Origin of the sequence: Nostoc sp. T09 (assembly GCF_002154695.1) — a bacterium.
Taxonomy (GTDB): Bacteria; Cyanobacteriota; Cyanobacteriia; order Cyanobacteriales; family Nostocaceae; genus Aulosira.
The window spans coordinates 16,997-41,862 of the sequence record NZ_MTAV01000082.1; the positions used below are offsets into that span (position 1 = coordinate 16,997).

General features: G+C 38.9%; 20 protein-coding genes. 12 read left to right on the top strand and 8 right to left on the bottom strand.

Going from position 1 to position 24,866, the window contains the following annotated elements:
• Nucleotides 1-118 precede the first annotated feature (118 nt).
• Both BV372_RS17330 and BV372_RS17335 read left to right on the top strand, forming a co-directional pair.
• Complete coding sequence (locus BV372_RS17330) at nucleotides 119-1,462, top strand: sorbosone dehydrogenase family protein (RefSeq protein ID WP_086687743.1); 1,344 nt, start codon at nucleotides 119-121, stop codon at nucleotides 1,460-1,462.
• 88 nt (nucleotides 1,463-1,550) lie between these two features.
• Nucleotides 1,551-1,955, top strand: coding sequence for a phosphomannose isomerase type II C-terminal cupin domain (locus BV372_RS17335; protein WP_086687744.1), 405 nt, complete (start codon nucleotides 1,551-1,553; stop codon nucleotides 1,953-1,955).
• Nucleotides 1,956-2,259: 304 nt separating this feature from the next.
• Here BV372_RS17335 and BV372_RS17340 read toward each other — a convergent pair whose 3' ends face one another.
• Nucleotides 2,260-2,973, bottom strand: a complete 714-nt coding sequence (locus tag BV372_RS17340) for a response regulator transcription factor (protein WP_086687745.1) — start codon at nucleotides 2,971-2,973, stop codon at nucleotides 2,260-2,262.
• 347 nt (nucleotides 2,974-3,320) lie between these two features.
• Between BV372_RS17340 and BV372_RS17345 the strand changes: the two genes are divergently transcribed.
• The gene (locus BV372_RS17345; protein WP_086687746.1) at nucleotides 3,321-4,427 is read left to right on the top strand and encodes a hybrid sensor histidine kinase/response regulator; all 1,107 of its coding nucleotides are present in this window, start codon (nucleotides 3,321-3,323) and stop codon (nucleotides 4,425-4,427) included.
• 97 nt (nucleotides 4,428-4,524) lie between these two features.
• Here the strand turns inward: BV372_RS17345 and psb35 are convergent, their stop codons facing one another.
• Nucleotides 4,525-4,731 (bottom strand): photosystem II assembly protein Psb35, encoded by a 207-nt coding sequence (gene psb35 / locus BV372_RS17350; RefSeq protein WP_373270781.1) that lies wholly within the window; start codon nucleotides 4,729-4,731, stop codon nucleotides 4,525-4,527.
• 132 nt (nucleotides 4,732-4,863) lie between these two features.
• The gene (locus BV372_RS17355) at nucleotides 4,864-5,046 is read right to left on the bottom strand and encodes a CsbD family protein (RefSeq protein WP_086687748.1); all 183 of its coding nucleotides are present in this window, start codon (nucleotides 5,044-5,046) and stop codon (nucleotides 4,864-4,866) included.
• Between the two features lie 267 nt (nucleotides 5,047-5,313).
• On the opposite strand from BV372_RS17355, the gene BV372_RS17360 reads away from it, so the two are divergent.
• Nucleotides 5,314-6,036 carry a hypothetical protein gene (locus BV372_RS17360; RefSeq protein WP_086687749.1) on the top strand — a complete coding sequence of 241 codons (723 nt, stop codon included), beginning with the start codon at nucleotides 5,314-5,316 and terminating at the stop codon, nucleotides 6,034-6,036.
• Nucleotides 6,037-6,212: 176 nt separating this feature from the next.
• On the opposite strand, the gene BV372_RS17365 is transcribed toward BV372_RS17360, so the two are convergent.
• Nucleotides 6,213-6,428 carry a hypothetical protein gene (locus BV372_RS17365; RefSeq protein WP_086687750.1) on the bottom strand — a complete coding sequence of 72 codons (216 nt, stop codon included), beginning with the start codon at nucleotides 6,426-6,428 and terminating at the stop codon, nucleotides 6,213-6,215.
• Between the two features lie 326 nt (nucleotides 6,429-6,754).
• On the opposite strand from BV372_RS17365, the gene BV372_RS17370 reads away from it, so the two are divergent.
• From BV372_RS17370 to BV372_RS17390, 5 genes are all read left to right on the top strand, one after another.
• Nucleotides 6,755-10,363, top strand: coding sequence for a response regulator (locus BV372_RS17370; RefSeq protein ID WP_086687751.1), 3,609 nt, complete (start codon nucleotides 6,755-6,757; stop codon nucleotides 10,361-10,363).
• Nucleotides 10,364-10,919: 556 nt separating this feature from the next.
• Nucleotides 10,920-12,578, top strand: a complete 1,659-nt coding sequence (locus BV372_RS17375; RefSeq protein ID WP_086687752.1) for an alpha-amylase family glycosyl hydrolase — start codon at nucleotides 10,920-10,922, stop codon at nucleotides 12,576-12,578.
• 788 nt (nucleotides 12,579-13,366) lie between these two features.
• Complete coding sequence (locus BV372_RS17380; RefSeq protein ID WP_086687753.1) at nucleotides 13,367-14,197, top strand: protein-glutamate O-methyltransferase CheR; 831 nt, start codon at nucleotides 13,367-13,369, stop codon at nucleotides 14,195-14,197.
• Nucleotides 14,197-14,772: a chemotaxis protein CheB gene (locus tag BV372_RS17385; RefSeq protein ID WP_086687754.1), complete on the top strand. Its 576-nt coding sequence runs from the start codon at nucleotides 14,197-14,199 to the stop codon at nucleotides 14,770-14,772. Before BV372_RS17380 ends, BV372_RS17385 begins: the two co-directional genes overlap by 1 nt.
• Nucleotides 14,773-15,190: 418 nt before the next feature.
• Nucleotides 15,191-15,661 carry a response regulator gene (locus tag BV372_RS17390; RefSeq protein WP_086687755.1) on the top strand — a complete coding sequence of 157 codons (471 nt, stop codon included), beginning with the start codon at nucleotides 15,191-15,193 and terminating at the stop codon, nucleotides 15,659-15,661.
• Here BV372_RS17390 and BV372_RS17395 read toward each other — a convergent pair.
• The 4 genes from BV372_RS17395 to pap all read right to left on the bottom strand — a co-directional run bounded on the left by BV372_RS17395 (nucleotide 15,619) and on the right by pap (nucleotide 20,564).
• Nucleotides 15,619-16,335, bottom strand: a complete 717-nt coding sequence (locus tag BV372_RS17395) for a response regulator transcription factor (RefSeq protein WP_086687756.1) — start codon at nucleotides 16,333-16,335, stop codon at nucleotides 15,619-15,621. The two genes, BV372_RS17390 and BV372_RS17395, sit on opposite strands and share 43 nt — an antisense overlap.
• A 315-nt stretch (nucleotides 16,336-16,650) precedes the next feature.
• Nucleotides 16,651-16,887 carry a universal stress protein gene (locus BV372_RS17400; protein ID WP_143845169.1) on the bottom strand — a complete coding sequence of 79 codons (237 nt, stop codon included), beginning with the start codon at nucleotides 16,885-16,887 and terminating at the stop codon, nucleotides 16,651-16,653.
• Nucleotides 16,888-16,976: 89 nt separating this feature from the next.
• Nucleotides 16,977-18,905: an alpha-amylase family glycosyl hydrolase gene (locus tag BV372_RS17405; protein WP_086687758.1), complete on the bottom strand. Its 1,929-nt coding sequence runs from the start codon at nucleotides 18,903-18,905 to the stop codon at nucleotides 16,977-16,979.
• A gap of 267 nt (nucleotides 18,906-19,172) precedes the next feature.
• Complete coding sequence (pap, locus tag BV372_RS17410) at nucleotides 19,173-20,564, bottom strand: polyphosphate:AMP phosphotransferase (protein ID WP_256973291.1); 1,392 nt, start codon at nucleotides 20,562-20,564, stop codon at nucleotides 19,173-19,175.
• A 400-nt stretch (nucleotides 20,565-20,964) separates the two neighbouring features.
• On the opposite strand from pap, the gene BV372_RS17415 reads away from it, so the two are divergent.
• The 3 genes from BV372_RS17415 (at nucleotide 20,965) to BV372_RS17425 (ending at nucleotide 24,779) form a co-directional block, all read left to right on the top strand.
• Nucleotides 20,965-22,197: a hypothetical protein gene (locus BV372_RS17415; protein ID WP_086687759.1), complete on the top strand. Its 1,233-nt coding sequence runs from the start codon at nucleotides 20,965-20,967 to the stop codon at nucleotides 22,195-22,197.
• Between the two features lie 109 nt (nucleotides 22,198-22,306).
• Complete coding sequence (locus BV372_RS17420) at nucleotides 22,307-23,356, top strand: hypothetical protein (protein WP_086687833.1); 1,050 nt, start codon at nucleotides 22,307-22,309, stop codon at nucleotides 23,354-23,356.
• Between the two features lie 616 nt (nucleotides 23,357-23,972).
• Nucleotides 23,973-24,779 (top strand): hypothetical protein, encoded by an 807-nt coding sequence (locus BV372_RS17425; protein WP_086687760.1) that lies wholly within the window; start codon nucleotides 23,973-23,975, stop codon nucleotides 24,777-24,779.
• The last annotated feature ends 87 nt before the right edge of the window (nucleotides 24,780-24,866 follow it).

The following is a 24,866-nucleotide window of genomic DNA, read 5'->3' on the forward strand; positions in this document are numbered from 1 at the left end:
TTTTTCCTGCTCTCTCTTGCCCCTTCTCTAGAGGGATGGATAATTACAGAGCTTTAGTTAAACTCAATACTAATACTGACTGCTATTTTTCTGTTGCGACTCTCGCAAGCGTCCAATTATGAAATTGCCTCAGCGTTTCTTGCCACTATTGTTGTTATTTACTACATTAACAGCCTGTAACCAGACTCGCGCCTCTTTAGATAATTTCACACCGCAACCATCAGCATCTTCAGTTGAGTTGGCACAGAATTCGACCCAGCCGAAAAATCTTGTCCGTACTGAACCACTTTCGCCTACACAAATCCGCATCAACCTGAGTAATTTACCAGCGCCTTTCGCGACAGAAAGCGCTTCTAAAAGCCCTGAGGTTGTGCCAATTCCGCAAAACCCAGTTTTACGCGTACCAGCAGGATTTACAGTTAATGTTTTTGCTGAAGGTTTAGATGCGCCACGCTGGCTGGCTTTAACTCCCAATGGTGATGTGTTAGTGACAGAAACTAGACAAAATCGGATTCGGCTGTTGGGCGATCGCAACGGCGATGGAGTGGCTGAGGTGCGACAGACTTTTGCGAGTGCCAAAAATGGCTTGAATATTCCTTTTGGAATGGCTTTTGCGGGTAATTCCTTCTTTTTGGGCAATACTGATGCAGTACTACAGTTTCCCTACACTAAAGGTCAACAACAACTCACTGGTACTGGCAAAAAAATTGCCGATCTACCTGGGGGTGGCTATAACCAGCACTGGACGCGTAACGTGGTAGTTTCACCTGATGGTAACAAACTATATGTTTCTGTTGGTTCCCAATCTAATGTAGATGAAGAATCCTTACCACGGGCTTCGGTACAGCAGATGAATTTGGATGGTTCCCAAAAACAGACTTTTGCTTATGGCTTGCGTAACCCTATTGGTTTGGACTTTCATCCAGTTACTAAAGCACTTTACGCTACGGTTAACGAACGCGATGGAATTGGCGATGACTTAGTACCAGACTACTTCACACGCCTTCAGTCGGGGGAATTTTACGGCTGGCCCTATGCTTACCTGACACCAAATAATCTTGACCCACGTCAGAAAACGAATGGCAAAAGTAGACGCCCCGATTTGGTAGCCCGTACCCGCACCCCAGATGTGTTGTTCCAGGCGCACTCAGCAGCATTGGGTTTGCAGTTTTATGATGGTCAGAAGTTTCCTGAAAAATATCGTAACGGAGCTTTTGTAGCTTTTCGTGGTTCTTGGAATCGCGATCGCGGTACAGGCTACAAAGTTGTATTTGTTCCCTTCGATACTAACGGGCGACCGCAAGGTTACTATGAAGATTTTCTAACTGGATTTTTGCTCAATCCATCGACACCAACCACTTGGGGGCGACCTGTGGGTTTACTTGTGTTGCCTGATGGCAGTTTATTGGTAACAGAAGAAGCCAATAATCGCATTTATCGCATTCAGTACACAGGAAGTTAGATAGAAAAATGCGGACTTACGCTCAACTTAATCCTTTTAAGCTAGATTATTGACAAAACAATAGCGATCGCAGGTTGAAAAATTAGTTATGACAGAGCATGAGAACAACGATCAATCTAATACTGCTCCATCTTCTTCCCACTCTGGTGCAAGATACTGGGGAAACGTAGAGCTTGTAGAAGAGGGCGAAAACTATAGAATTAGTCGTGTAGAAATCAAGCCTCGGCACGGCATTAAACCTCAAATCCATTATCACCGTAATGAACATTGGGTTGTAGTCTCTGGTGTTGCCAAGGTAACTTGTGGTGAGAACGAAATATTATTGAATCGCAACGAGTCAACTTATGTTCCAGCCGCTACCCTGCACAAAGTAGAAAATCCTGGTTCAATTCCACTAGTGATTTTGGAAATACAAAATGGTGAGTATTTAGGTGAGGATGATACTGAGCGCCCTTATGATTTAAATTTGGTCAAGCCAGTAACCGAAATCTAATACTATTTTGAAAAACGATTGTGACAGATTAATTGCTCAAACACTTATGCGATAAGTTTTTCACAATCTAAAATCTAAAATGCCATAAGCTACCTACAGGGTCATCTAGCCAATATATTTAAAATGGAAACATGGAGAAGAAAACTCAGGCTAGTCTCCGTGTCATAATAATTTTGGGTTCAAGGTGTTACCTAATTGCCGAGCAAAAAAAGCTCTCCGCATCATCCGTCGCTGTGTATCTGCGTCAGCCTCAACGATCAGTATTTAACTGACTCAATATTAGCGATCGCATATTGCTGAACCTTTAATGCACCAAACCAGCACGCAAAGCCCTTACAGCAGCTTGCGTTCTGTCAGCAACACAGAGTTTACTCAAAATCCCCCGAACGTGAGTTTTGACAGTACCGATAGTCAGATAAAGTTTGTTAGCAATTTCTGCGTTATCATGACCAGCAACAATCAACTCTAACACTTCCATTTCTCGTGGAGTCAAGGGACAAGTTTCTATAGTTTTCTCAAGTTCTGAGTCAAGACCATCAATCATCACCCTTTTGCCGCTTGTTCCTCCGAGGACATTATCTTGGCGTACCTGCTTGAGTACAACATCGGCTATTGCTGGGTCAATCCAGGGGCTACCTGTATAAGTAGTTTTCACTGCATCTACTAAGCGATCGCTCTCAATATCCTTCATACAATAAGAATCTGCTCCCGCCCCAAACGCAGCCAAAACAGCTTCCTCGCTGTTTTGCATTGTGAGAATCAAAACTTTTGTCGTCAGGTCTTGATGGTCTTGTTGGCTTTGCCTGTACCTGCGTGTCAATTCGATGCCATCCATATCTGGTAAACCAATGTCGATAGTGGCAACATCTGGCTTTAGCGTCAACAGAAGTTGCAATCCATCCGTGGCGTTGGCAGCCTCACCAATAATTTTGATGTCTGTCTCAGCTTGTAAAGCAGCCCGTAAGCCTATTCTGGTAAGGTTGTGGTCTTCAATCACAACGACCTTAATCTCACTCATGGCTGTTACCTCTATCCGGGTCTATCTAAAGTACAGAATAAAATAACTTTGCTATCTTACTCTGAAGTTTATACCAAAAGGGAGATGATAGTAATTTTATAAAAAATACATCTAACTAAAGTCGTAAACCCTCTATCTTAAGGGCCTAAAGCTAAAAATTTTGCCAAAAAAGTTTAATTAAGCTTTTATGCATCTATCAATAGATAGATTTTTTGTTTAATATAATTAACTAAATAAGATCGCCTTAAGATAGATAAACAGATAATTTCGTTCAACTGAGAAAATTTTAATTCAAAGAATTGTGTATTGAAGTTAGCAGGTTTAAGCAATTAATTTTCTAATTAACCATGTCACTAAAGAATCTTGTGAAAAAAGACAACATCTTAGTTGTTGATGATGTTTATGACAATTTACTACTCTTAGAAACAGTCTTACAAGAAGATGACTATGAAGTTATTTTGGCGGAAGATAGCAAAACTGCTTTGGCTATAGTTGAGAAGTCGCCACCAGACTTAATACTGCTTGATATTATGATGCCAGAATTAGATGGCTATGAATTCACTCGCCGCATTCGACAAAATCAAACTTTACCATACATCCCTATCTTATTAATTACTGCTCACATTTACTCTAGTGTTGTTGAAGGACTTGATGCAGGTGCTGATGATTTTATTCGTAAACCATTTGATCCAGATGAGTTAAATGCACGGGTTCGTTCTCTTTTGCGTTTGAAACACACTATAGACGAACGCGACCACATGGCTAGTCTACGGGAAGATTTCGTTTCGCGGTTTACTCACGATTTACGGACACCTCTAGTGGCTGCAAATAGAGTATTAAAATTAATGCGAGAAGGCATGTTTTGCTCTGGTACACCAGAATTTACTCAAACTATTAATACTATGATTGGCAGCAATCAAGATTTGCTGGCAATGGTAAATACTTTATTAGAAGTTTATCGACATGAAGCTGGTTGTAAAAACCTAAGTTTTTATCCTTTTGATATTCAAGAATTAGTTCAGGAAGTTACTCAAGAATTGAAACCACTGGCGGAAGAAAAAAACTTAGTATTAAAGGCGGAACTGGACGAAGAAAGCCTCAATGTACAAACAGAGACAGCAACTATAGTAATAGGCGATCGCATAGAATTGCGCCGAGTTTTAACTAATATTATCGGCAATGCAATTAAATTTACCACAACAGGTTATATAGATATTAGTTTATATTTAGATACAAATAATGTACTGATTAAAATTCTAGATACAGGCCCTGGAATTTCTCAACAAGACCAAGCAATGTTATTTGAGCGGTTTCGTCCGGGTAAACATACAGGTTCAGGTAGCGGTTTAGGACTGTATCTATCTCGTTGCATTATCGAATCACATCAAGGTTCAATTAACGTTCAATCAGAGCCTGGACATGGGAGTACATTTACTATCAGTTTACCGAGATGAAATATCTCACTTACATTAATAAAATAGCGTCCGCTGTGGCAAGTAGCGAACACTATAAACACTATGGCAAAAAAGGAGACACTAAACACTAATTTAATTACTTATCAACATCTGGAACGAAATCGGGACGTTCTTTATCTTCCCAGCCTACAGGACGTTTGGAATTGTACCAAGCAATAGAGCCGATAATTGCAGCTGCAACAAAACCTACAATTAAAACAGTTGTCAGGGCAAGAGAATAGCTAGAACTTTCTGCTGCTACAGCTGCTTGTGTTAAAAGGTAACTAAAGGCAATATTCATCATCATTTTTTAACCTGAATCTAGTAATAAATCAAAGCTAGCGATATTTTTAACAAGACTATAATTATCTGAGTCCAGAAGGAATAGTAAAATAATTGTTTACTTTTACTATTCCTTCTTCCTGAATAGCTGTTATTAGTCTAAAGCCTTCTTAACTTCATCTTTGAGGTTTTCGGCTGTATGACGAACTTGAGATTCTGCTTGCTTTGCTTGACCTTCGGCTTTGTCGTTAGGATTGCCAGTAACTTCACCGACTGCTTCTTGAACTTTACCTTCAATATTTTTGGCAACAGCTTTAGCTCTATTTTCAAGACTCATAACATTCTCCTAATTAATATTGATTATTTGCTTAAGGCTTATCAAGCCATCCAATATTTATAGATTATCTTTTTATTTTTGAGTGTGCTTCTATCTTCAGAAGAAAATCAATAAATGTTTCTCTATTCCTAATACATAGTTTTTTCATAACTGGGTTCATCTTCAAGATTTACAACCAAAATCTTCAGATATAAGCACAGAGTTGCCATTTCTATCGCCAGATAAAGGGTTTTGGCTCTGTAGATAGGCGGAGCATAGAGGCAAGAAATGATAATTTATCTAGCTAGCGATCGCCAAAATAAAAAAATGACATTAGCAAAGCAGCAATTAGCAGTAGGTGTTTTTGCCAAATTTTCGGATGTAGAATTAGCAGTTTTTCGATTAATAGGTGCTAATTTTCCGATGATTAAAGTGTCTGTAGTTTGTGCCGTGACTAGTAGTCTGAACGGTGTATTAGTAGGTTTGGGAATTCCTGAAGATGAAAGAAAGGTTTTCATCGACTTAGTTTCCCAAGGTTACTACTTAGTGATCGTCAAAGCTACACCAGAAGAAATTAGCATGGCTGAAAAGATTCTCAGTCAAGGTAGCATTCAACAATGGGCAGCTTCTTCAGTATCCTCTCACTCAACAGGCCGCTATAAAAATGCAGTTGCTCTGTTTTTTAATCACCACAGTACAGAACAAGCTCTGATCGAATTAAAAGTAGCTGGCTATCCAATGAATCAAGTTTCTCTTGTTACTCAAGGAATGCTACTGAATGAGACTCTTAGCGAAGTCAAGGTTTTTAGTAAAGATGACTGGATAATATTAAAAATTCCTGAGAATATTGCCGGACCTTATAAAAGTTTTTTGGCTTTGGATGGTTATCTGTTAGTGCTAGGAGGTACTGATATCCAAATTGCAGCGGCAAGAACTATTTTACAGGCTAATGGAGTTGAAGATTTCCATATTTATCATCCACTTGTTAGTTCTGCTATTAATAAATTTTAATAACATTTTTTGGCATAAAAAAAGCAGTCTGTATGTAGACTGCTTATAGACATTTTCATCAACCAACGATAAAATTCAAAACTGAGAAATTGATTAGCGTGAATATACTTTTATATTTATATTTTTGTAAACAGTAATTTCTTTGAACAGCATCAGATTGAAGAAGCGACAACAATCTAGTTTACTGACAAGGCAATATCCGTTTCAAATAACAAAATAGTAGTTTCATCACCAATCCTGCCCATTTCTGGTTCTTCTCCCATTTCCATTTTTACAAGATAAGCCCAAGTTTGGGAATCAGGGCTACATTTAACTATCATTCCCTCGCCACCAATAAATTCTACTGTTTGCCCTTGATTAAATTTGGGTATTGTCAAACTTCTTGCACTCATTACAACCCCGTTTTTCATAAAATATAATCTCTATTTAATTTATAGTGCAACTTACTTATTTTATTATCTATCGAAAGTTTAAATGTCTAGATTAATCATTTAAATCTAGAGAATTAAGTTCTGAAATCTCCAGGATGAATACTAGTTTTCATAAACTTATTTTTCATCTTGAATCATCTAATTCTCGCATTTGTATTACTTTCTGTTAAAATATCATAAAAACTGTTAAAAAATGTATTGCTACTAATTATGTAATGTCTTTGTTATTGAAACAAGACAGCAAGAGTAATACTTGAAAGCCGATATAGTCGAAATTGAAATTTGAAATGTTAAAGCGTTTGCAGATTGGAAGCAAAATCGGAGCTAGTTTCGCTCTGAGTCTGGCAATTTTAAGCACAATTGGTTTAATCTCCTATCGCACTACTAATGACTTGATTACAACTTCATCAAGGGAAAGCCATACCTACCAAGTGCTGGGGCTGCTAGAAGACCTAAGTTCTAAACTTCAAGAAGCTGAAACTGGACAGCGTGGTTACATAATTACTGGATCAAAGCCTTATTTAGAGCCTTATCAGACAGCGATAAAATCCATAGACCAACCTATCAAACAACTGCGTACTTTAACTTCTGATAACTCCAATCAACAACGTCGGCTTGATATGTTGGAGCCGCTGATTACCGAAAGAGTAAATGTCATGCAAAGAGTGATTGACTTGCGGGAAAATCAGGGCTTTGAAGCTGCTCAGAAAGTAGTTCTTCAAAATGAGGGAAAGCGGTTAATGGAGAAAATCCGCAACCTGACTGAGGAGATGACAACAGAGGAACATCAATTATTAGATAAACGTTCTAGGAAAGTACAAACCGCAGCAGAAGCAACTCTTGCTACTATTAGCTATGGTATTCCTATATCTTTTATATTGATAGCTTTGATTGGGTATCTGCTGTCACGCAATATATCGAAACCTCTAGGGCAAATCTCTCGCGTAGCGGAAAAGATTGCTGATGGTGATTTGTCAGCTAACTTACCAAATACAGAACACCAAGATGAGGTAGGTTTATTGACACGCAGTTTCAATCAAATGATTGTTAATTTGCGAGCAACTCAGCAAAAAAATGAGGAAGAAAATTGGTTAAAGTCAAATTTGGCTGAGTTTAGTAACCTTCTTCAAGGACGCAGAAATTTAGCAACTGTTACTCAGTTACTCTTATCGCGGTTAGCGCCTTTAGTAGGAGCGCAACATGGCATTTTTTATGTGATGGATGCGCTAGACAATCAGCCTGTATTGAAGTTAATTGCTAGCTATGCTTACAGTGAGCGGAAAAATTTAGCCAATCAATTTCGCTTAGGAGAAGGATTAGTAGGACAGTGTGCTTTAGAAGGGCAGAGAATTTTATTAACAAAAGTTCCCAATGATTATATTCGGATAAGTTCCGGCTTAGGAGAAGCTCCGCCATTAAATATTGTTGTCTTGCCTGTATTGTTTGAAAAGCAGGTAACTGCTGTAATTGAATTGGCATCTTTTCAAAGTTTTAATGAATTACATTTAATTTTTTTGGAGCAAGTTAGCGAAGTAATTGGTGTAGCTTTAAATGCTATTAATTCCGATATGCTAACTCAGCAACTCCTCCACCAATCTCAAGAATTAACCGAGGAATTGCAAAATCAACAAGAAGAACTCAAGCACAGCAATCAACTTTTACAAGAACAGGCACAGGAGTTGGAAGAATCACAATTACTATTGAAGCAACAACAGGAGGAAATGCAGCAATCCAATGAAGAATTACAAAAGTTAAATGAAGAGTTGGAAGAAAAGGCAGAATTATTAGCGGTACAAAAACGAGAAGTTGAAGAGAAAAATCAACAGATTGAACGAGCTAGGCTGGCTTTAGAAGATAAAGCCAAACAATTAACTTTAACTTCTAAATATAAATCAGAATTTTTAGCAAATATGTCCCATGAGTTGCGGACACCGCTAAATAGCTTGTTAATTTTAGCAAGATTAATGTCAGAAAACCCTGAGGGTAATTTAACAGATAAGCAAATAGAATATAGCCAAACAATATATAATGCTGGGACAGATCTATTAGAGTTAATCAATGAAATTTTAGATTTGGCTAAAATCGAATCTGGAACTTTTATTTTAGAAAATAAGCAAGTAATTTTTACAGATTTGCAAAGTTACCTACAATCAACATTCCGTCAAATTGCTCAAGAAAAAAGACTTAGTTTTAATATAGAATTTGATGAAAAACTGCCACATGGATTTAATACTGACATCAAACGCTTACAACAAATTTTGAATAACTTGTTGGCGAATGCTTTTAAGTTTACCGAACAGGGAGGAGTCACTTTACAAGTTAGCATGGCAGGAGCCGACACGGTTGCTTTTGCAGTGAGGGATACGGGTATTGGTATTGCTACAGACAAACAGCAACTAATTTTTGAAGCCTTCCAACAAGCAGATGGGACAACTAGCCGCAAATATGGTGGAACAGGCTTAGGTTTATCTATCAGCCGTGAACTGGCTCATCTGTTGGGTGGGAGAATTGAACTGGTTAGTCAACCAGGATTGGGAAGTACTTTTACTCTTTATTTACCCATACAGGGAGTTCGGACAAAGGAACAAGGTAAAGAAGAAATTATTTTTGAAGACAAGAGGAAGGATAAACAGAAGAAAATTTCACCACTTCACCCTGTAGCCTCAAGCTCTGCGAATATTCAAACCAAAGTTGCAGACGATCGCGATATTATTCAACCAGGTGACAGAGTTTTGCTGGTGATTGAAGATGATGTAAAATTTGCCCGCATCTTGCTAGAAATGGCACGACAACAAGGGTTTAAAGTTTTGGTGGCTTTAGACAGTAAACAAGGTTTAACGCTAGCACAACAGTTTAAACCCAATGCGATTACATTAGATATTTGTATGCCAGATATGGATGGTTGGATGGTGCTTGACCGCCTCAAACATGATTCGGAAACTCGCCACATTCCAGTACACATATTTTCGATTGATGATCGGCAGCAACGCGGGTTAGAGTTAGGAGCGATCGCCTACTTGCAAAAGCCTGTTTCTAAAGAACAATTAACTGAGGCTTTAATTGATATTAAAAGCTTTATCGAGCGTAAGGTAAAAAATTTACTAGTAATCGAAGATGACACAGTACAAGCTCGCAGTATTATTGAACTGATCGGCAATGGCGATGTTCAAAGTACGGCGGTAAATACAGCAGCAGCAGCGTTAGCTACATTGCAATCCAAGCGTATTGATTGTATTGTGCTGGATTTGGGTTTACCTGATATGAGTGGGTTAGAGCTAATTGAGCAAATTAAAAAACAACCCAACTTACGGAAAATTCCCATCATTGTATACACAGGTAAACAACTCTCCCGTCAAGAAGAAACTCAACTGCGACGGCTAGCAGAAACGATAATTATAAAAGATGTGCGATCGCCTGAGCGTTTACTCGATGAAACTGCCTTATTTTTACATCGTATTCAGGCAAACTTACCCCAGCCGAAGCGGCAAATGCTAGAGCAGCTTCGTAATTCCGACTCGGTACTTGCACATAAAAAGATTTTAATTATCGATGATGACGTGCGGAATATCTTTGCAATCACTAGCTTGTTAGAAGGCTATCAAATGCAAGTATTATTTGCTGAAAATGGTAGAGATGGCATTGAGGTTCTGCAAGCTAATCCTGATATAAATGCCGTCTTGATGGATGTAATGATGCCAGAAATGGATGGTTATGAAACAACTCGTGCTATCCGTCAACAACAGCAATTTCGTTCGCTGCCGATAATTGCTTTAACTGCGAAAGCCATGCAAGGTGATAGAGAAAAATGCATCGAAGCCGGAGCATCAGATTATATTACTAAACCTGTAGATACTGAGCAATTACTCTCGCTGCTGCGGGTTTGGTTGTATCGGTAAAATGGCTGAATTCAAAGCGAAAACACCAAAATTTACCTTGAGATAGATCAAACATCTACTTTTAGTAGGTAGCAGACAAAGTATCTTTGATGGATACTAAGTAGTAATCGTATTTCATCTCACATTCATCGAATTGATCTTAACAAAATCAATCTACCCTCTACTCCTCTCTGTTCTACAAGCAGGTTCAGTGGGGATTTGGTGTTATTGAGCAAACGCAATCTCGCCTAAAGACTAACTTAACTTGGAGATAGGGAACAGGCATGAGTCAACAGTTCTCTATTCACTGTTTCCTTATACCAGAATTCTTGGACTTCAGCCAAGTTATAACTGCTAAATTTTGAAATTATCATTATTTTTTTCATAATTCAAACCGGAAATTAGCATCAAAAGCTGTAAAAATATTGCGGACTATCTTATGGATGACTCCGGTAAATCTTGAGGAAGAATCAATTAAGCCATTTTTTGTTCTGAAGTGTGATGTGCTTCTTTAAAGCTGCGTTGGAAAATGCAACTATACAACGCAGAACAAGAGTTCGCCACAAAAAGGAATTTTATGTCAAGTTCTATAGAATTTAATTTGTTTGCTCCTTATAACAAAGCTGTATCTTTAATTGCTTCTTTTTCTGATTGGCAAGACATTCCAATGGAAAAGGGTGAAGATGGTTATTTTCGAGTTAGTGTAGATTTAAAAGATGGCACTTACGAATATAAATTTCGTGTACAGTCGAAAAGTTGGTTTTTTGAAGAAGACCAGTGGGTAGAGGTGACTGACCCTTATGCTACCGATATTGATGGCATGAGCGCTAGTGAAAATAGTATTGTGCGGATCAAGGATGGTGAAAAGATTGTCGATACGTATGTTTGGATGTACGACGATCGCCCATTACCTGCCGATCATGAATTAGTTATATACGAATTGCATGTTGCAGACTTCTCTGGTGGAGAAGATGATCCCAAGGAGCGAGGTAAGTACAAGCATGTCATTGAGAAGCTGGATTATCTCTGCGATTTGGGAATTAACGCCATTGAACTGATGCCAGTCAAAGAGTATCCTGGCGATTACAGTTGGGGTTATAATCCTCGGCATTTCTTTGCCACAGAATCTAGTTATGGTTCTACCGCAGATTTGAAACAGTTAATCGATGAGTGTCATGCTAGAGGAATTCGGGTGATTATGGACGGGATTTATAACCACTCGGAAGCATCAGCACCATTAACTCAAATTGATCACGATTATTGGTATCACCATGCTCCCCGCGACCCTGATAATAACTGGGGACCAGAATTTAATTACGAACACTACGACGAAAATCTCGATATCTATCCAGCACGCAAATTTGTTGGCGATACTGTGCGTTACTGGGTTCAGGAGTACCACTTAGATGGTATTCGTTACGATGCAGCACGGCAAATTGCCAATTATGATTTTATGCATTGGATTGTGCAGGAAGCAAAGCAAACTGCTGGAGCCAAACCCTTTTACAATATTGCCGAACACATCCCCGAAACACCTAGCATTACTAATATTGATGGCCCGATGGATGGTTGCTGGCATGATAGCTTTTATCATTGCGTTCTAGAGCATATCGCTGGAGATACTTTTGATTTAGAACGGCTCAAAGATGTGCTGGACTGCAAACGCCAAGGCTTTCTGGGTGCAACCAATGTAGTTAACTACCTCACCAACCATGACCACAATCATGTTATGGCAGATCTAGGCGATCGCGAAATTTTAGGTGAGGAAGCTTTCCGTCGCATTAAGTTGGGTGTAGTTCTATTAATGACTGCGGTAGGTGTTCCCTTAATTTGGATGGGTGAAGAGTTTGGTGAATTCAAGTATAAAACTCCCAGTCAGGTAAAAATTGACTGGACATTGCTTGCTGGTGACGATAATCGCGGCTTATTTGAATATTACAAAGGTTTAATCGCTCTCCGCAAACAAAATCATGCTCTGTATACAGAAAACATTAACTTCTTCCATGAAAATCCAGAATCTCAAGTACTAGCATATACCCGTTGGAATGGTGAAGGTTCTCGTGTGGTAGTCGTTGCCAACTTTTCTGGTGAATTTTTGGCAGGATATACAATTCCCGACTTTCCTGAAAATGGTACTTGGCACGAGTGGACAGCTAATTATGATGTCGAAGCTGGGAATAACTCCTTGATAACTGATTTAGGCCCGTTTGAAGCTAAGGTCTTTGTTTGGCAATAACAGCCAGGAATTTTGTTCCTAGAAACGCTATTTAGAGCATAACCAGGTTTATCAACAAAACCTGGTTTTGTATTTTTAGGAAGTACTTTCTTAACAATCTATTAATTATTCAAGACTTATCAAACTAGAACGCAGAAGCAAAAGGAAAAATCGTATTTTAAATTATTTTCAATTAGCAATTTACATTTAATTGTATTGAGTGCTGAATATTTTATGAAATCTTAATGCCAATTTAAATATTTGTATAAACTACTAAAATTACAACCAGAGAATTATTTATTTATCTCACTTGAGACAGGCGTTAAAACATTATCGAAGTTTTATTTTGGAAATGGGTGGAATTGTATAAAACAAGGATGAATTAATAAATATCAGTCATGCAATAGTTAACTATTAACTCTTTGCATTCCCTAGATAATAGAGATTTAAGCATTAATATATTTGCTAAAAACCTGTAAAGATATTTATTAGCAAGCAAAATATTGAATCAGAAAATAATTGCTGAAAAAGTTTAATCTGTAATGACACGCCAACTATACTCCAGCAACAAGATTTGCAAAAAATATAGGATTCATATCTGATTTTTGAAATACACTTAGTGGGCATTACCTAGCAAAACCCAGGATAGGGAGAGAATTGCTCACCTTACATTTGACTAAACTTGACCTTCAAATGTTAGGATTTTTTCAAAATTTAAACTGGATTTTTGTAGTTTATTAAATAATTAGTGGAGCTTGCTTTTAAACCTTTATAGCAAGATGACTAATTAATTGTCTTTTGCCTTTATTATGACTTCACCAAAACCAAAATTAGAAGATATCGAAATTCAATTACTACTTGAAGGAGTTTACCGCTACTGGGGTTATGACTTCCGCAATTATGCTTTATCTTCGCTGAAGCGTCGTATTTATCAGTTTATTAAAAAAGAAGGCTTCACTAGCGTTTCTGATTTGCAAGCACGGGTGCTACACGATCAGGAATGTTTGGAAAGATTTTTGCTTAGTCTCACAGTAAATGTAACTTCAATGTTTCGCGATCCCAGCTTTTATCTGGCGTTAAGAAAGGAAGTAATTCCGCTTTTACGTACCTATCCTTTTGTTCGCATTTGGCACGCTGGATGTTCAACGGGAGAAGAAGTTTACTCAATGGCGATTTTACTAGAAGAGGAAAAGCTTTATCAACGTTGTCGTATTTACGCTACTGACTTTAACGAAAGAGTATTGCAAAAAGCTAAAAGTGGCATTTTCCCTCTCAAACAAATGCAGGAATACACCCAACTTTATTTAAAAGCAGGTGGAAAGGAATCTTTTTCAGAATACTATACCCCAGGTTACGACAGTGCTATTATTCGCGCATCTTTACGAGAAAATATCGTGTTTGCCCAACATAACTTGGCAACTGATAGTTCTTTTAATGAATTTCATATCATAATTTGTCGAAATGTCTTAATTTATTTCAACCAAACGCTGCAAAAGCATGTACATGAACTTTTTTATAATAGCCTTTGTCCTTTTGGTATTTTAGGTTTAGGACGGCAAGAATCAATTCGTTTTACCAGCCAGGACCATCACTACCAAGAGCTTGTCAAAGGTGAAAAGCTCTATCGGAGGTTGAATTAATGGCAGTTAAAATTGTAGTCATTGGTGCATCTTCTGGTGGTTTATCTGCCATAAAAATCTTGCTGCAAAATATACCACAAGACTTAAAATCTCCTATTATAATTGTGCAACATCGCCATCGAGATTCTCGCGATAAGTTGGGAGATTTATTGCAGCAAGATACATCTTTAATAGTCCGAGAAGTCGAAGATAAAGATGAAATTTTATCAGGCTATGTTTATTTAGCACCTGCTGATTACCATTTGTTAGTTGAATCAGGTTACTTTGCGCTCTCTACTGATGCTCCTGTTTCTTATGCTCGTCCGTCAATCGATGTTTTGTTTGAGTCTGCTGCTGATGTTTACGGCGAACAGGTAATTGGGGTGATCTTAACCGGAGCGAATGAAGATGGCGTACAAGGTTTAAAAATGGTAAAATCCCATCTTGGGATCGCAATTGTTCAAGAGCCTACTACCGCTGAATGTGCTGTGATGCCAAAAGCTGCTATTACTGCTGTTGCTGTAGATTGGATCTTGCCGTTAGAAGAGATAGCAAAGAAATTAGTTTATCTTTGCGATTATATAAATAAACAATGACTCTGCAAATGTAACCCAAAGTTAACATCCTCCTGATGGAGGATAAATCAGAAAAATTATTGGCACTAGAGTTTATGTTTTTCCTTACCAAGCCCAACAATATTTCTATATAATCTATTTTAGTTTCAAAATTACAGCAGAATTCAGGAGTCAGAATCCAGAATTTAGAAGTAAAACAGTATTTATGCTTGGGTTTGAAACTTAAGATGTCCACTTCACTAACTTAAAATCTGCCGTATTGATTTAAATTTTAGCTTGACCTATTTCATCTATCTAAAGTCATAAATTTATTAACAAATAATAGTTTTATAATGGATTTCAAGACCGAAATTTAATCCTTTGCTCATACTTTTTTTATCTGTTAGAATTCTGAAGAAACTATTAATTTTCAGAATAAACTTTGGGGATAGGATAAAATATGCGGCCCAAAACTAGCCTAAATGCTGAAATTCTGGAAAGTTCTCTAATTTTAGAAGGTTTAAGAGTTTTGCTGGTAGAAGATAATGAAGATACACAACTCTTACTGACTTATCTGTTAGAGGATTCAGGAGCGGATGTAGCTGTAACAGGATCAGCCTATGAAGCGCTGGCAGTTTTAGAACAAACGCAACCTGATATATTACTTTGTGATATTGGCTTGCCTGAAATAGACGGTTGTACTCTGATGCGGAAAATTAGAGCAATGTCTGCAAAGCAACTAAAACAAATTCCGGCAATTGCTCTAACTGCTTATTCTCAAGAGATTGCTGAGAAAGAAGCACTTGCATCGGGATTTCAGGCTTACTTTGTCAAGCCAATAGAACCAGTTGAATTTATAAATTCTGTGGCAAATGTTCTAAACAACAGTTATCGAACTAATCCTGCTCGCAAAGCGCGGACTGCAATTTGAGTACGGTCACTGACCGAAAGCTTGTTTAAAATATTACGAACATGAGTTTTAACTGTGCCGACTGTAATGTAAAGTTGCTCACCAATTTGGCTATTACTGCACCCATCAACTATCAACTTCAATACATCTAATTCACGTGCAGTTAAAGGATAGGAAAGGAGAAATTCACTTTCTGATGGTGACAAAGAGTTAATTGCAACTGTTGTAGGTTTAACAGGAGAATTTGCTTCTGTATAAACATTGTTGCTTTGCTGTAATACAATCCGAGCAATAGCAGGATCAATCCATGAGTTACCTTCGTGAGTAATTCTGATAGCATCAGCTAATTTTTCAATGCTGGCATCTTTCATGTAATAAGAATCTGCTCCAGCAGCAAACGCAGCTAGAACAGTATCTTCACTATCATTCATAGTCAAAATTAAAATCTTAGTTGGCAAAGATGAGTCTTCCTCAGAATTTTTAAATATCTGGGTTAACTCAATGCCGCTCATATCTGGTAAGCCCACATCAACTATTGCAACATCTGGTTGCATAGATTTAAGCAGCGACAAACCAGATTTGGCATCTTTAGCTTCACCAATCACCTGAATTCCTTCTTTTTGCTTTAAAGCAGCGCGCATTCCTATACGAGTGAGGTCGTGGTCTTCAATTAAAATTACGCGAATGTTGTTCATAATCCAGCCTCAAATTATCTATCTATACTTTTCAGCAATTAGAGGTAACAGAATTCTTCTTTTTGGTAGGTTATCTCTGCTTTCGTACCAATTTTAAAGCGATAGAAGAATTTGAGTCTATCCATCGGAGGAACTGTTTGCAAAAGCAAAATAACAATCTCAAGATTAATGTTCGATCATTCAAGAGAAAGCCAGAAGCAGCTATATAAATAGACTGAAGATTTTTTATTACCTATCTACGGGTAGATGGCTAATAACATTAAAACAGCAATAGAGGAGACTGAACTAATCAAGTTCACAAATCAAATAGGAGTGTTATGGTTTACCTGTACCAATAGCAGATGCAGCTCTGACTAAAATGACAGTCTGTTGGCTATTGCGGGAGATAGCGGCGGGAATATCACCATGCACTGCCTGTTGCAGCATTCCTTCACGAGAAGCCCCCAAAACAATTACATCACTTTGGTTATCTCTAGCACTTCTAAGCTCGACTTTATCCAAAATTAAGAACTCAGTTTTCTTAATCCGGCAAAAACCCTGGCTTTTTGGCAAGTGCTTTTTCCATGTCACTGATTTGTGAGTAGAGAAGAATCAAGAGTGAAGAATGAAAACTCTGCTTCCTCACTCTTGATTCTATATTTCTACGATTCCCTTCCCGATGTCCAGGTATCGCGCCATTTGACTGTGCCTTCTTTGGCAATTACCCAACGACGAGGTACAGTATTTTCGCGCAGGGGCGATCGCCCTTCACGCCACATGGCATATTTGTAACTGATTAACTTACCAGTACTCTCGTTAAACGGAATCTCCGCAAACCAGGTATTGGTGTTGATGTACTCTAGGGGATAGGCTTTGCCGATATCCCAGTTACCTAACTCAGGACAGTCTCCTGTGACGACGATGATTTCACCTGGTTGAGTTTGTACGCCATTTAATTGCACGCGTACAATTGTTTGTGCTTTGATTCTCTCCCCAACGTGGCTGAAAACAATTACTCCCCGTTCTTCTAGTACCAAGTTTTGAATCTTACCATCTTTAACTTCATACTTGTTACGAGTTACTACGCAGGTATGTTCGCCATCAGGTAGTTCTGTGTCCACTTCTTCTAGAGTAACTTCTCCACCACGATTCAATGCCACAAAACACAGAGAATCACGATAGCGGCGCAAGTAGCAATAAACATCTTCTGTTAAGTACTTTTGCCAGTGGCTACCCATTGATACGGCTGGATTAAGTCGTCGTAAACCAGAAAGCAGCCTGACATAACGGTAAATTTCCGTGTCGGTATCCCATTTTTCCATCATGGGGCGATTGTAAGGATCGTTACCGCCATCGGTATCGTTGTGCAGATATTGTTCTGTGCCGTAATAGATGCAGGGAATACCACGACAGGTCATAATCAGGGCGATCGCAACCTTTAACATCGCTGGATCGGGGTTCAGCGATTGGAAGCGAGACATATCATGGTTATCGATAAAAGTAATTAACTCTGTTGCCCCACTGTAGCGATGGTCTTGGTCAAATATATATTGAATTGTATGAAATCCGTTTTCTGAACCTTGTGCTAGTGCGGCTCTAATCGCCACACACAACCCAAAGTCTAGCATTGTCATACCAGAGTTATTAGCAAATTCCACAGAGCGATCGTCACTGGGATTGCTATAAATCCATTCACCAAAAATGAATACATCTGGTTTGTGATTACACATATCACCAGTGAATTCTTGCCAAAACCAAATTGGCATATGCTTGACAGTATCTACCCGCAGTGCATCAACACCTCTGTCTAGCCATTGTTTAATTGCTGATTTGATGTACTCACGATATTCGCTATTATTTTCATTGAAAGTTGCTAAACCTGCTAATTCGCAATTTTGTACTTGCCAATCGTCTTCCCAGTCTTGGACTTCGCCGTAATGATGATACCAATGATTCACATCATCATTGAAGTCAGCAATTTTCACACCATCATCATACAATTCACCTTTGCTACCACTGGTATCGGGAGTGCTATGGTTGCAAACAATATCCAACACCAGTTTCATATTGCGCTTGTGCATTTCTGCAATCAAGCGGTCAAATGTTGTATCTTTTGTTTCCTGAGTTGCGTTTAACGAAGGATTCTCTCCTTTAGCAATAAAGCGAGGATTGATCCGCTTAAAGTCTTTTGTCCAATAGCCATGTATGGCAGCATTGCCAACAAATAACTCTTCAACTTGCTCAAACAACGGAGTTAGCCAAATGGCTGTCACTCCCATATTTTTTAAATAATCTAATTTATCAATAACACCTTGTAAGTCTCCACCCCAGTACTTACCCCAATCTTGTCCACTTGGATCGTAAAGTTCTGAGTTAATACCTTCGCTATTATCTGGATCGCCATCATGAAAGCGATCGACCACAATAAAGTAAATAGTTTCTTGACGAAATTCAATATCCCTGGTGTAGAGAAACTCTAAGTTAATTTCTGTCTCTGATGGTGGTGATTCTATTATATTTTCTACTGCTTCACTGGGTGCATCTACCTTGTATTGCTCTGGAGAGAATTGAGATGGAGGAGTCTGTACCATAAAAAGATTTAAGGTTTTAGAGAATAAAGGTTTGCAGATCTAAGGATATTTTGCTTTTAAAGTATTTATTTAACTGCAAACATGGGTATTATCTAATCAATTTTCTTTTTTTAGCATCTATCTCCAGCTAGTTTAAGCTTCTACCTCTAGATATATTGCTACTTTTGCAATCTCAAAAATACATTAATAAATTCGAGGTGCGATCGCCTTACTTCAGAAAGACTCTTTGTACCTCTGCATTTCAAACCGAATTTATCGAAAGCCGCACTAAAAAATTAAACGATTCCCTTTCTTACGGCGTTTGATTTCAGCTTGAATTGCATCAACAACTGTTTCAATCACCTTGACTCTGGCATAGTATTTGTCATTAGCAGCAACGATTGTCCAGGGAGCCGTTGGGGTGGTGGTACGTTGAATCGCTTGATTGACTGCTACTTCGTAGTCAGGCCATTTTTCCCGATTGCGCCAGTCTTCATCGGTGAGCTTGTACTGTTTAAAGGGGTCATTTTGACGCTCATTAAAGCGCTTGAGTTGTTCCTCTGGGCTAATGTGCAGCCAAAACTTGACTAAAACGTAGCCTGCATTTGTTAACTGGGCTTCAAATTCATTAATTTCTTGGTAAGCTCTACGCCACTCTGTTTCTACCGCAAATCCTTCGACTCGCTCGACTAAAACCCGTCCGTACCAAGAACGGTCAAAAATCCCGATGGTGCCAGTGGTGGGTAATTGCCGCCAGAATCGCCAAAGATAATGATGAGCTTTTTCTTCATCTGACGGCGCAGCAAAAGGATGAACGAAGTAACTGCGAGGGTCAAGGATATCAGTGAGACGCTTAATAGCCCCACCTTTACCTGCTGCATCCCAACCTTCAAACAGTACTAGTACAGGAATTTGATACTTGTGGATACTTAACTGTAACTGACGCAGTTGTATCTGTTCGGTAGCTAATTGCTCATCGTAGTCTACTTCTGACAGACTTTGGCTCAAATCAATTTGTGCTAGTAAGTTTGGCTCTGTGGGTTCTAAATGAACTTGTGCAGGCAGGATAGGAGTAGGAAGCTGGATTTGCAGCCGATCTAGAGCAGTAGTTAAAGTTGCAGCTAGATGGGTTAGCACCTTTACCCGTGCCCAGCGCTGTGAGTCACCTTCTACTAAAGTCCAGGGAGAACTACCAGTACTGGTTTGAACTAGCATCTCTTCAGCCAAAGCCGTATAGCGATCATAGTGTTTTTCTTGCTGCCAGTCTTCTTTGCGCACCCGCCAAGCTGTTAGGGGATCTTTGGCATATTCTTTCAAGCGACTTTTTAATTCTTTACGGCTCAGATGCAACCAAAATTTCGCGATCGCCACCCTATTATCAACCATCTGTCGCTCAAAGGAGTTAATTTGCCCCATTAATATCGGAATTTGGGCGGGTGCTACTCGCTCAAATAGCCGATCTTCTAGAACATGGGTATACCAGCTGTGATAAAAAATGCTAATTGCGCCTTGGGCGGGTAGTTTTTCCCAGAATCTCCAGAGAAATGGGTATTGGCGTTCCTCTGGAGCCGCAGCCCAAATGGGATGTACTTTAAACCCGCGAGGATCGATGTAGGAGACCATTTGCTTAACCAGTCCACCTTTGCCAGAAGCAGCCCAACCCTCCAAGACAACAATCACAGGTAATTTTTTTCCCAACAGGCAGTTTGCAGTGTCCGCAGTTGATGCATTAGCCTGTCAATCTCGGACTTATAGGTGGCTTTCTCCAAAGTGAGGCTCAAATCTAATGTATCTAGCATCAAAAATTTTAAATATAAATAAGCATTGCTGAACTATAGATAATATGCCGAAAACCCTGGAAATAGCTTACAAACTATCTGACGAAATATAAACTTGTTAACAGGTATTAGGAATTTCGCTTCAGGCTCGTGACACTATAAATAGCAGCTGTCTATCTGCTAAAGACTGGAAAAAATTAGTAGTGGGGGTGGATGGCTAATCTAGGTGAACTAGTAAGCAGTTTTCACTCAAGCACAAACCGCTATAAGAGCAAAATATTTTCTATAAAAGTGGTAAGCATATGACTGAGACACCAATTAATGCCAGGTTTCCTCAAGGTCGCACAGCTTTTTTACTGATCCACGGGATTGGTGAACAAAATCCTTATGAAACTGTAGACTATTTTGCTCAGAACTTGCTCAAATACTTTGAAGAGCAGAAATTACCAACCGATTTAGAACACCATATTGCTAGGCGTAGATTATCAAATGGTAGTGGGTGGACGGAAAGCTTTGTCAGATTAACTCCGACAGACAATGAACAACAAGGACTAATTGACGTTCACGAATATTACTGGGCACCAGATACAGAAAATAAAATCACTGTGCCTGAAATATTGCAATGGGCAGAGCAGACACTTGATGGCACAATCGAGTTTTACAACCGCCCGGAGAACAAAGATTTATTAGATAAGCTTTTGGAGAACCAAAATCGCAAAGGCTTGTTTAAATTCCGCTTGCGATCGCTCACCATATTTCTGCGTATATTTAACTTGATCTATCCTATATTGCGACTGGGACTTTTATTAGTTCTATTGTTTGCAGGTCCATTTCTCAAAGGACGTTATCTCCAATCGGCGTGGAAACTGAGTAAAACGCTGATAACTCCACCTTTAATCAATTTTGTTGGTGATGTTGCTATATACACCAAAACCGATCCCAAATCACCTTACCAAAAAATTCGCCAACAGGTGATTTCAGAATGCTTAACATTACTCCAAGAAATTCTGCAAGATCAGCAAGCTAATTACGACCAAGTCATCATAGCTGGACATTCCCTAGGTAGTTGTATTGCCTACGATACATTAAATCTTCTCTGTATTGAGTCCAGCCTTGCTCCAGACTTGGGTAAAAGTATGCGTATCGATAAGCTCAAAGGACTAATTACTTTTGGTTCACCACTAGATAAAATCGCTTTTTTCTTCCGAAATGTGGCACAGGAACAGCAGTATATTCGACGACGGATTATCGAACAGCTTAACTCCTTCCGTGTGAAGCCAGAATTGATTCGGAAAACTCCCTACTTATCCAAAAATCCTGTAGTTTGCCAACTTGAGCAAATTTCTTGGGTGAATTATTTCCACTTGCAAGATCCAATTAGCGGTAATCTAGATTACTACGAAAACCTCAAAAATGAGGAAATGACATCTCAAACAAGTTGGGGAACTGGGGGACATCTAAGTTACTGGACTGATATGAAGTTCTATGAAAGCATTGCCAATCACTTCCTTTATGTTTCAAGGCAGCACAATTAGATGATGCTATAGCGAATCTGTTGTGGCACAGATTCGCTACATTGCTAAACTAACCATTGTCACTTTTAATCAGTTATTACTAGAAAGGTATTTTTCAGAGGTAGCAATAATGACTAAGTACGATAAAATTTTTGATTCAAAACAGACTACAAAAGAATCTTTTAGTCCAGAAGAAGCAGTAGCAGCGATCGCAGTTATCACCGCGATCGCTGATTCTTCTATAGAAGAAATAGACGCAGAAGCTTTAGCCACTGTTCTCTGGGATTTTGAGGTGTTTGAGGAATACTCAGAAGAAGAAATCACAGATATAGTTCAAAGACTTTTAGAGATTGCAGCAGAAAACGGACTCGGCGCTTTGTTTAATACCGCCAGTGCAGCCCTTTCAGATGACATAGTGCTAGATGCTTTTGCGGCTGGTGCGATCGTACTTGTAGACGAAGAATTCGTTATTCCCAAAGAAAAACAACTTTATCTCAAAGAGTTACAACAAGCCCTAGATTTAGAAGATGAGGAAGCAGAAGAAATTATCCAAGAGGTAATTGCTGCTTTTGAAGAAGCAGAAAATCTAGAATTTGCAGATGACGAAGTTGAAATCATGTTAGTGGAAGATTATGGCGATGAAGTATACGAATCGCCTTTAGGAAATTTTACAGTGCCAATTCCTGTTAACTCGGAGCAGGGGGGTAGAATTCAAAGCCAGGAAGGAGTAGTTGGCTTTTCTGATGACTTTGGCACTTTAATCAGGATTGATTATTATCCTATTCCTCCAGAACATGAAGAGGAAATAGAATCTTTGGGACAGGAAGAATATCTGCAATCGATTTTAGTAGATAGATATGTACCTCAGGCAATTTTTGCCAACATACCAAATGCTCAAATCAAGTATGCTGAATATTTGGAAGACACATTAGCAGGAGCTTACTATGTGTTAGTTGATATGCCACAAGGGTCAACAATTTCTAAGCAAGAAAATAACGGGTCTGCCACAAGATTAGATGCGTACCGAGGGTTACTTGTCTTTATTAAGGCTGATTTTTTATATATAGTTAGTAATCAGCGCAGCTTTTTAAACGGCGAAACTCCCGCTACGGTGGAAGAAGAAGCTAAAAAGATCAAAGAAAAGATTTTAGATTTTGTTGAAACTATACAGTTCAGTTAACTAAATCGCGGCAGTCCTTCTATAGCGCTTCTTGTTTGTGAGGCTACCGTGTACGCACAAGCCCTATCTGGGGCAACATATACAACGCCTGGTATCCAGGCTCAAACAGTCCATTTAGCCCACTTTCGCCCTACAGACCTTTGGGCATCCTACGGCAGGCGTTCCCGTAGGGTTGGGTAGGTGGGCTTTGTTTTGTTTGCATAGCTGAGGCACTATCCACTCCACAGCAAATCGCTGTTGAGAAAAATCTTTAGACATAATCCGTAATCAGGGAAAATGCTTTTGTAGTTGCCTATACCGTGACTAAAGATATAGGACAAAAGTTAGATGTTTCTGGATAAATGTCAACAGTTTTTTAAATTCAAAATAAAAAATAATTTTTTATTCTGGTCTCTTGTATCACCCGATCGGGTGACTCTGTAGGGTGAAGCAGCAGATGGCTTGAGGGCGGTAATCTAAGTTTGCGATCGCAAAGTACATAAAAATTTCGGTTTGCGGAATTTTATTTCCCGGACAATATAAATCAAACCTTTGAGGGAGCCTTGCGTTACAAATACTTAGTTAACTTTAAGTAAGGTGCTAAGAGAGTAGTTAGTTTTTTAACAGGAGAAATCAGGTGGGTAATAACATTTATGAGTTCTGTTCCTCTCGTCGGGTGACAATTCCCACTGTTGCTTTAATAATTACCCTTGGTGTTTTGGGTGAACAGACTAAACCTGTACTGAGTAATCAAATCAAAATAGATTCTCAAAATAGTTCTGCTCATGTTTTATCAAAGCTAAGAGAAGTTAGAGCGCAAAGAAATCAAGGTTTGACGGCTTCCGAAACTCAAAACAATAGTGAGAATTGGCAATACAGACAAGTTACTAAGTCGGCTACCGTTCCTAAAATTGAACTGTCATCTACTGAAACTTTTCTCCAACCGTCTTCTAAAAGTTCAGCAAAGGGCTTAAAAACAGCACCCGCAACTACAGTAATGGTGAGCAGATCTCAAAAATCTGCCCTAGAAGCGGGAAATGTGCCGATTAGTAATCTCCCCCAAAAAGATGGAGTTTATCTGTACGGTCAATCGCCAACACCAAACCAGATTGGTCAAGGGTATATCGTATTTGAGAAGCGCCAAGCTCAGGTGAAGGGTGCAATGTATATGCCCAATTCTGAGTTTAGTTGTTTTCAGGGCACAGTTGACCGCTCAGGAGAATTGGCGATGACGGTTAATGCTTCGCCAGATGAAAGTAGCTCAAATCAGGTTGCTACAACTAATAGCATACCTAGCATTAATGATGATGAGTTAAGTAGCTATGCTTACTCAGTCGCACTGCAAGATTACCATCAGCTAAAGTCTGTTAGTACTAATGACCAACGCATTTTGCAGATGTGTAATCAACCTACTGCCAGCGAATACCGCAAACTAGTTAAATAATGAGTGATGAAGTAAAAATTATAAATTAGGAATTATGAAAAACCTAATTCCTAATTTATGATTTAAAAGTTTGCGGTACTGCTGATT

What these genes read in the sequence shown, in the direction of transcription:
- BV372_RS17380 (WP_086687753.1), top strand. Translation starts at nt 13,367, where the DNA reads ATGACTTCACCAAAACCAAAATTAGAAGATATCGAAATTCAATTACTA.
- BV372_RS17390 (WP_086687755.1), top strand. Translation starts at nt 15,191, where the DNA reads ATGCGGCCCAAAACTAGCCTAAATGCTGAAATTCTGGAAAGTTCTCTA.
- BV372_RS17340 (WP_086687745.1), bottom strand. Translation starts at nt 2,973, where the DNA reads ATGAGTGAGATTAAGGTCGTTGTGATTGAAGACCACAACCTTACCAGA.
- BV372_RS17415 (WP_086687759.1), top strand. Translation starts at nt 20,965, where the DNA reads ATGACTGAGACACCAATTAATGCCAGGTTTCCTCAAGGTCGCACAGCT.
- BV372_RS17405 (WP_086687758.1), bottom strand. Translation starts at nt 18,905, where the DNA reads ATGGTACAGACTCCTCCATCTCAATTCTCTCCAGAGCAATACAAGGTA.
- BV372_RS17365 (WP_086687750.1), bottom strand. Translation starts at nt 6,428, where the DNA reads ATGAGTGCAAGAAGTTTGACAATACCCAAATTTAATCAAGGGCAAACA.
- BV372_RS17395 (WP_086687756.1), bottom strand. Translation starts at nt 16,335, where the DNA reads ATGAACAACATTCGCGTAATTTTAATTGAAGACCACGACCTCACTCGT.
- BV372_RS17355 (WP_086687748.1), bottom strand. Translation starts at nt 5,046, where the DNA reads ATGAGTCTTGAAAATAGAGCTAAAGCTGTTGCCAAAAATATTGAAGGT.
- BV372_RS17330 (WP_086687743.1), top strand. Translation starts at nt 119, where the DNA reads ATGAAATTGCCTCAGCGTTTCTTGCCACTATTGTTGTTATTTACTACA.
- BV372_RS17360 (WP_086687749.1), top strand. Translation starts at nt 5,314, where the DNA reads ATGATAATTTATCTAGCTAGCGATCGCCAAAATAAAAAAATGACATTA.
- BV372_RS17375 (WP_086687752.1), top strand. Translation starts at nt 10,920, where the DNA reads ATGTCAAGTTCTATAGAATTTAATTTGTTTGCTCCTTATAACAAAGCT.
- BV372_RS17345 (WP_086687746.1), top strand. Translation starts at nt 3,321, where the DNA reads ATGTCACTAAAGAATCTTGTGAAAAAAGACAACATCTTAGTTGTTGAT.
- BV372_RS17420 (WP_086687833.1), top strand. Translation starts at nt 22,307, where the DNA reads ATGACTAAGTACGATAAAATTTTTGATTCAAAACAGACTACAAAAGAA.
- BV372_RS17370 (WP_086687751.1), top strand. Translation starts at nt 6,755, where the DNA reads ATGTTAAAGCGTTTGCAGATTGGAAGCAAAATCGGAGCTAGTTTCGCT.
- psb35 (WP_373270781.1), bottom strand. Translation starts at nt 4,731, where the DNA reads ATGATGAATATTGCCTTTAGTTACCTTTTAACACAAGCAGCTGTAGCA.
- BV372_RS17385 (WP_086687754.1), top strand. Translation starts at nt 14,197, where the DNA reads ATGGCAGTTAAAATTGTAGTCATTGGTGCATCTTCTGGTGGTTTATCT.
- BV372_RS17335 (WP_086687744.1), top strand. Translation starts at nt 1,551, where the DNA reads ATGACAGAGCATGAGAACAACGATCAATCTAATACTGCTCCATCTTCT.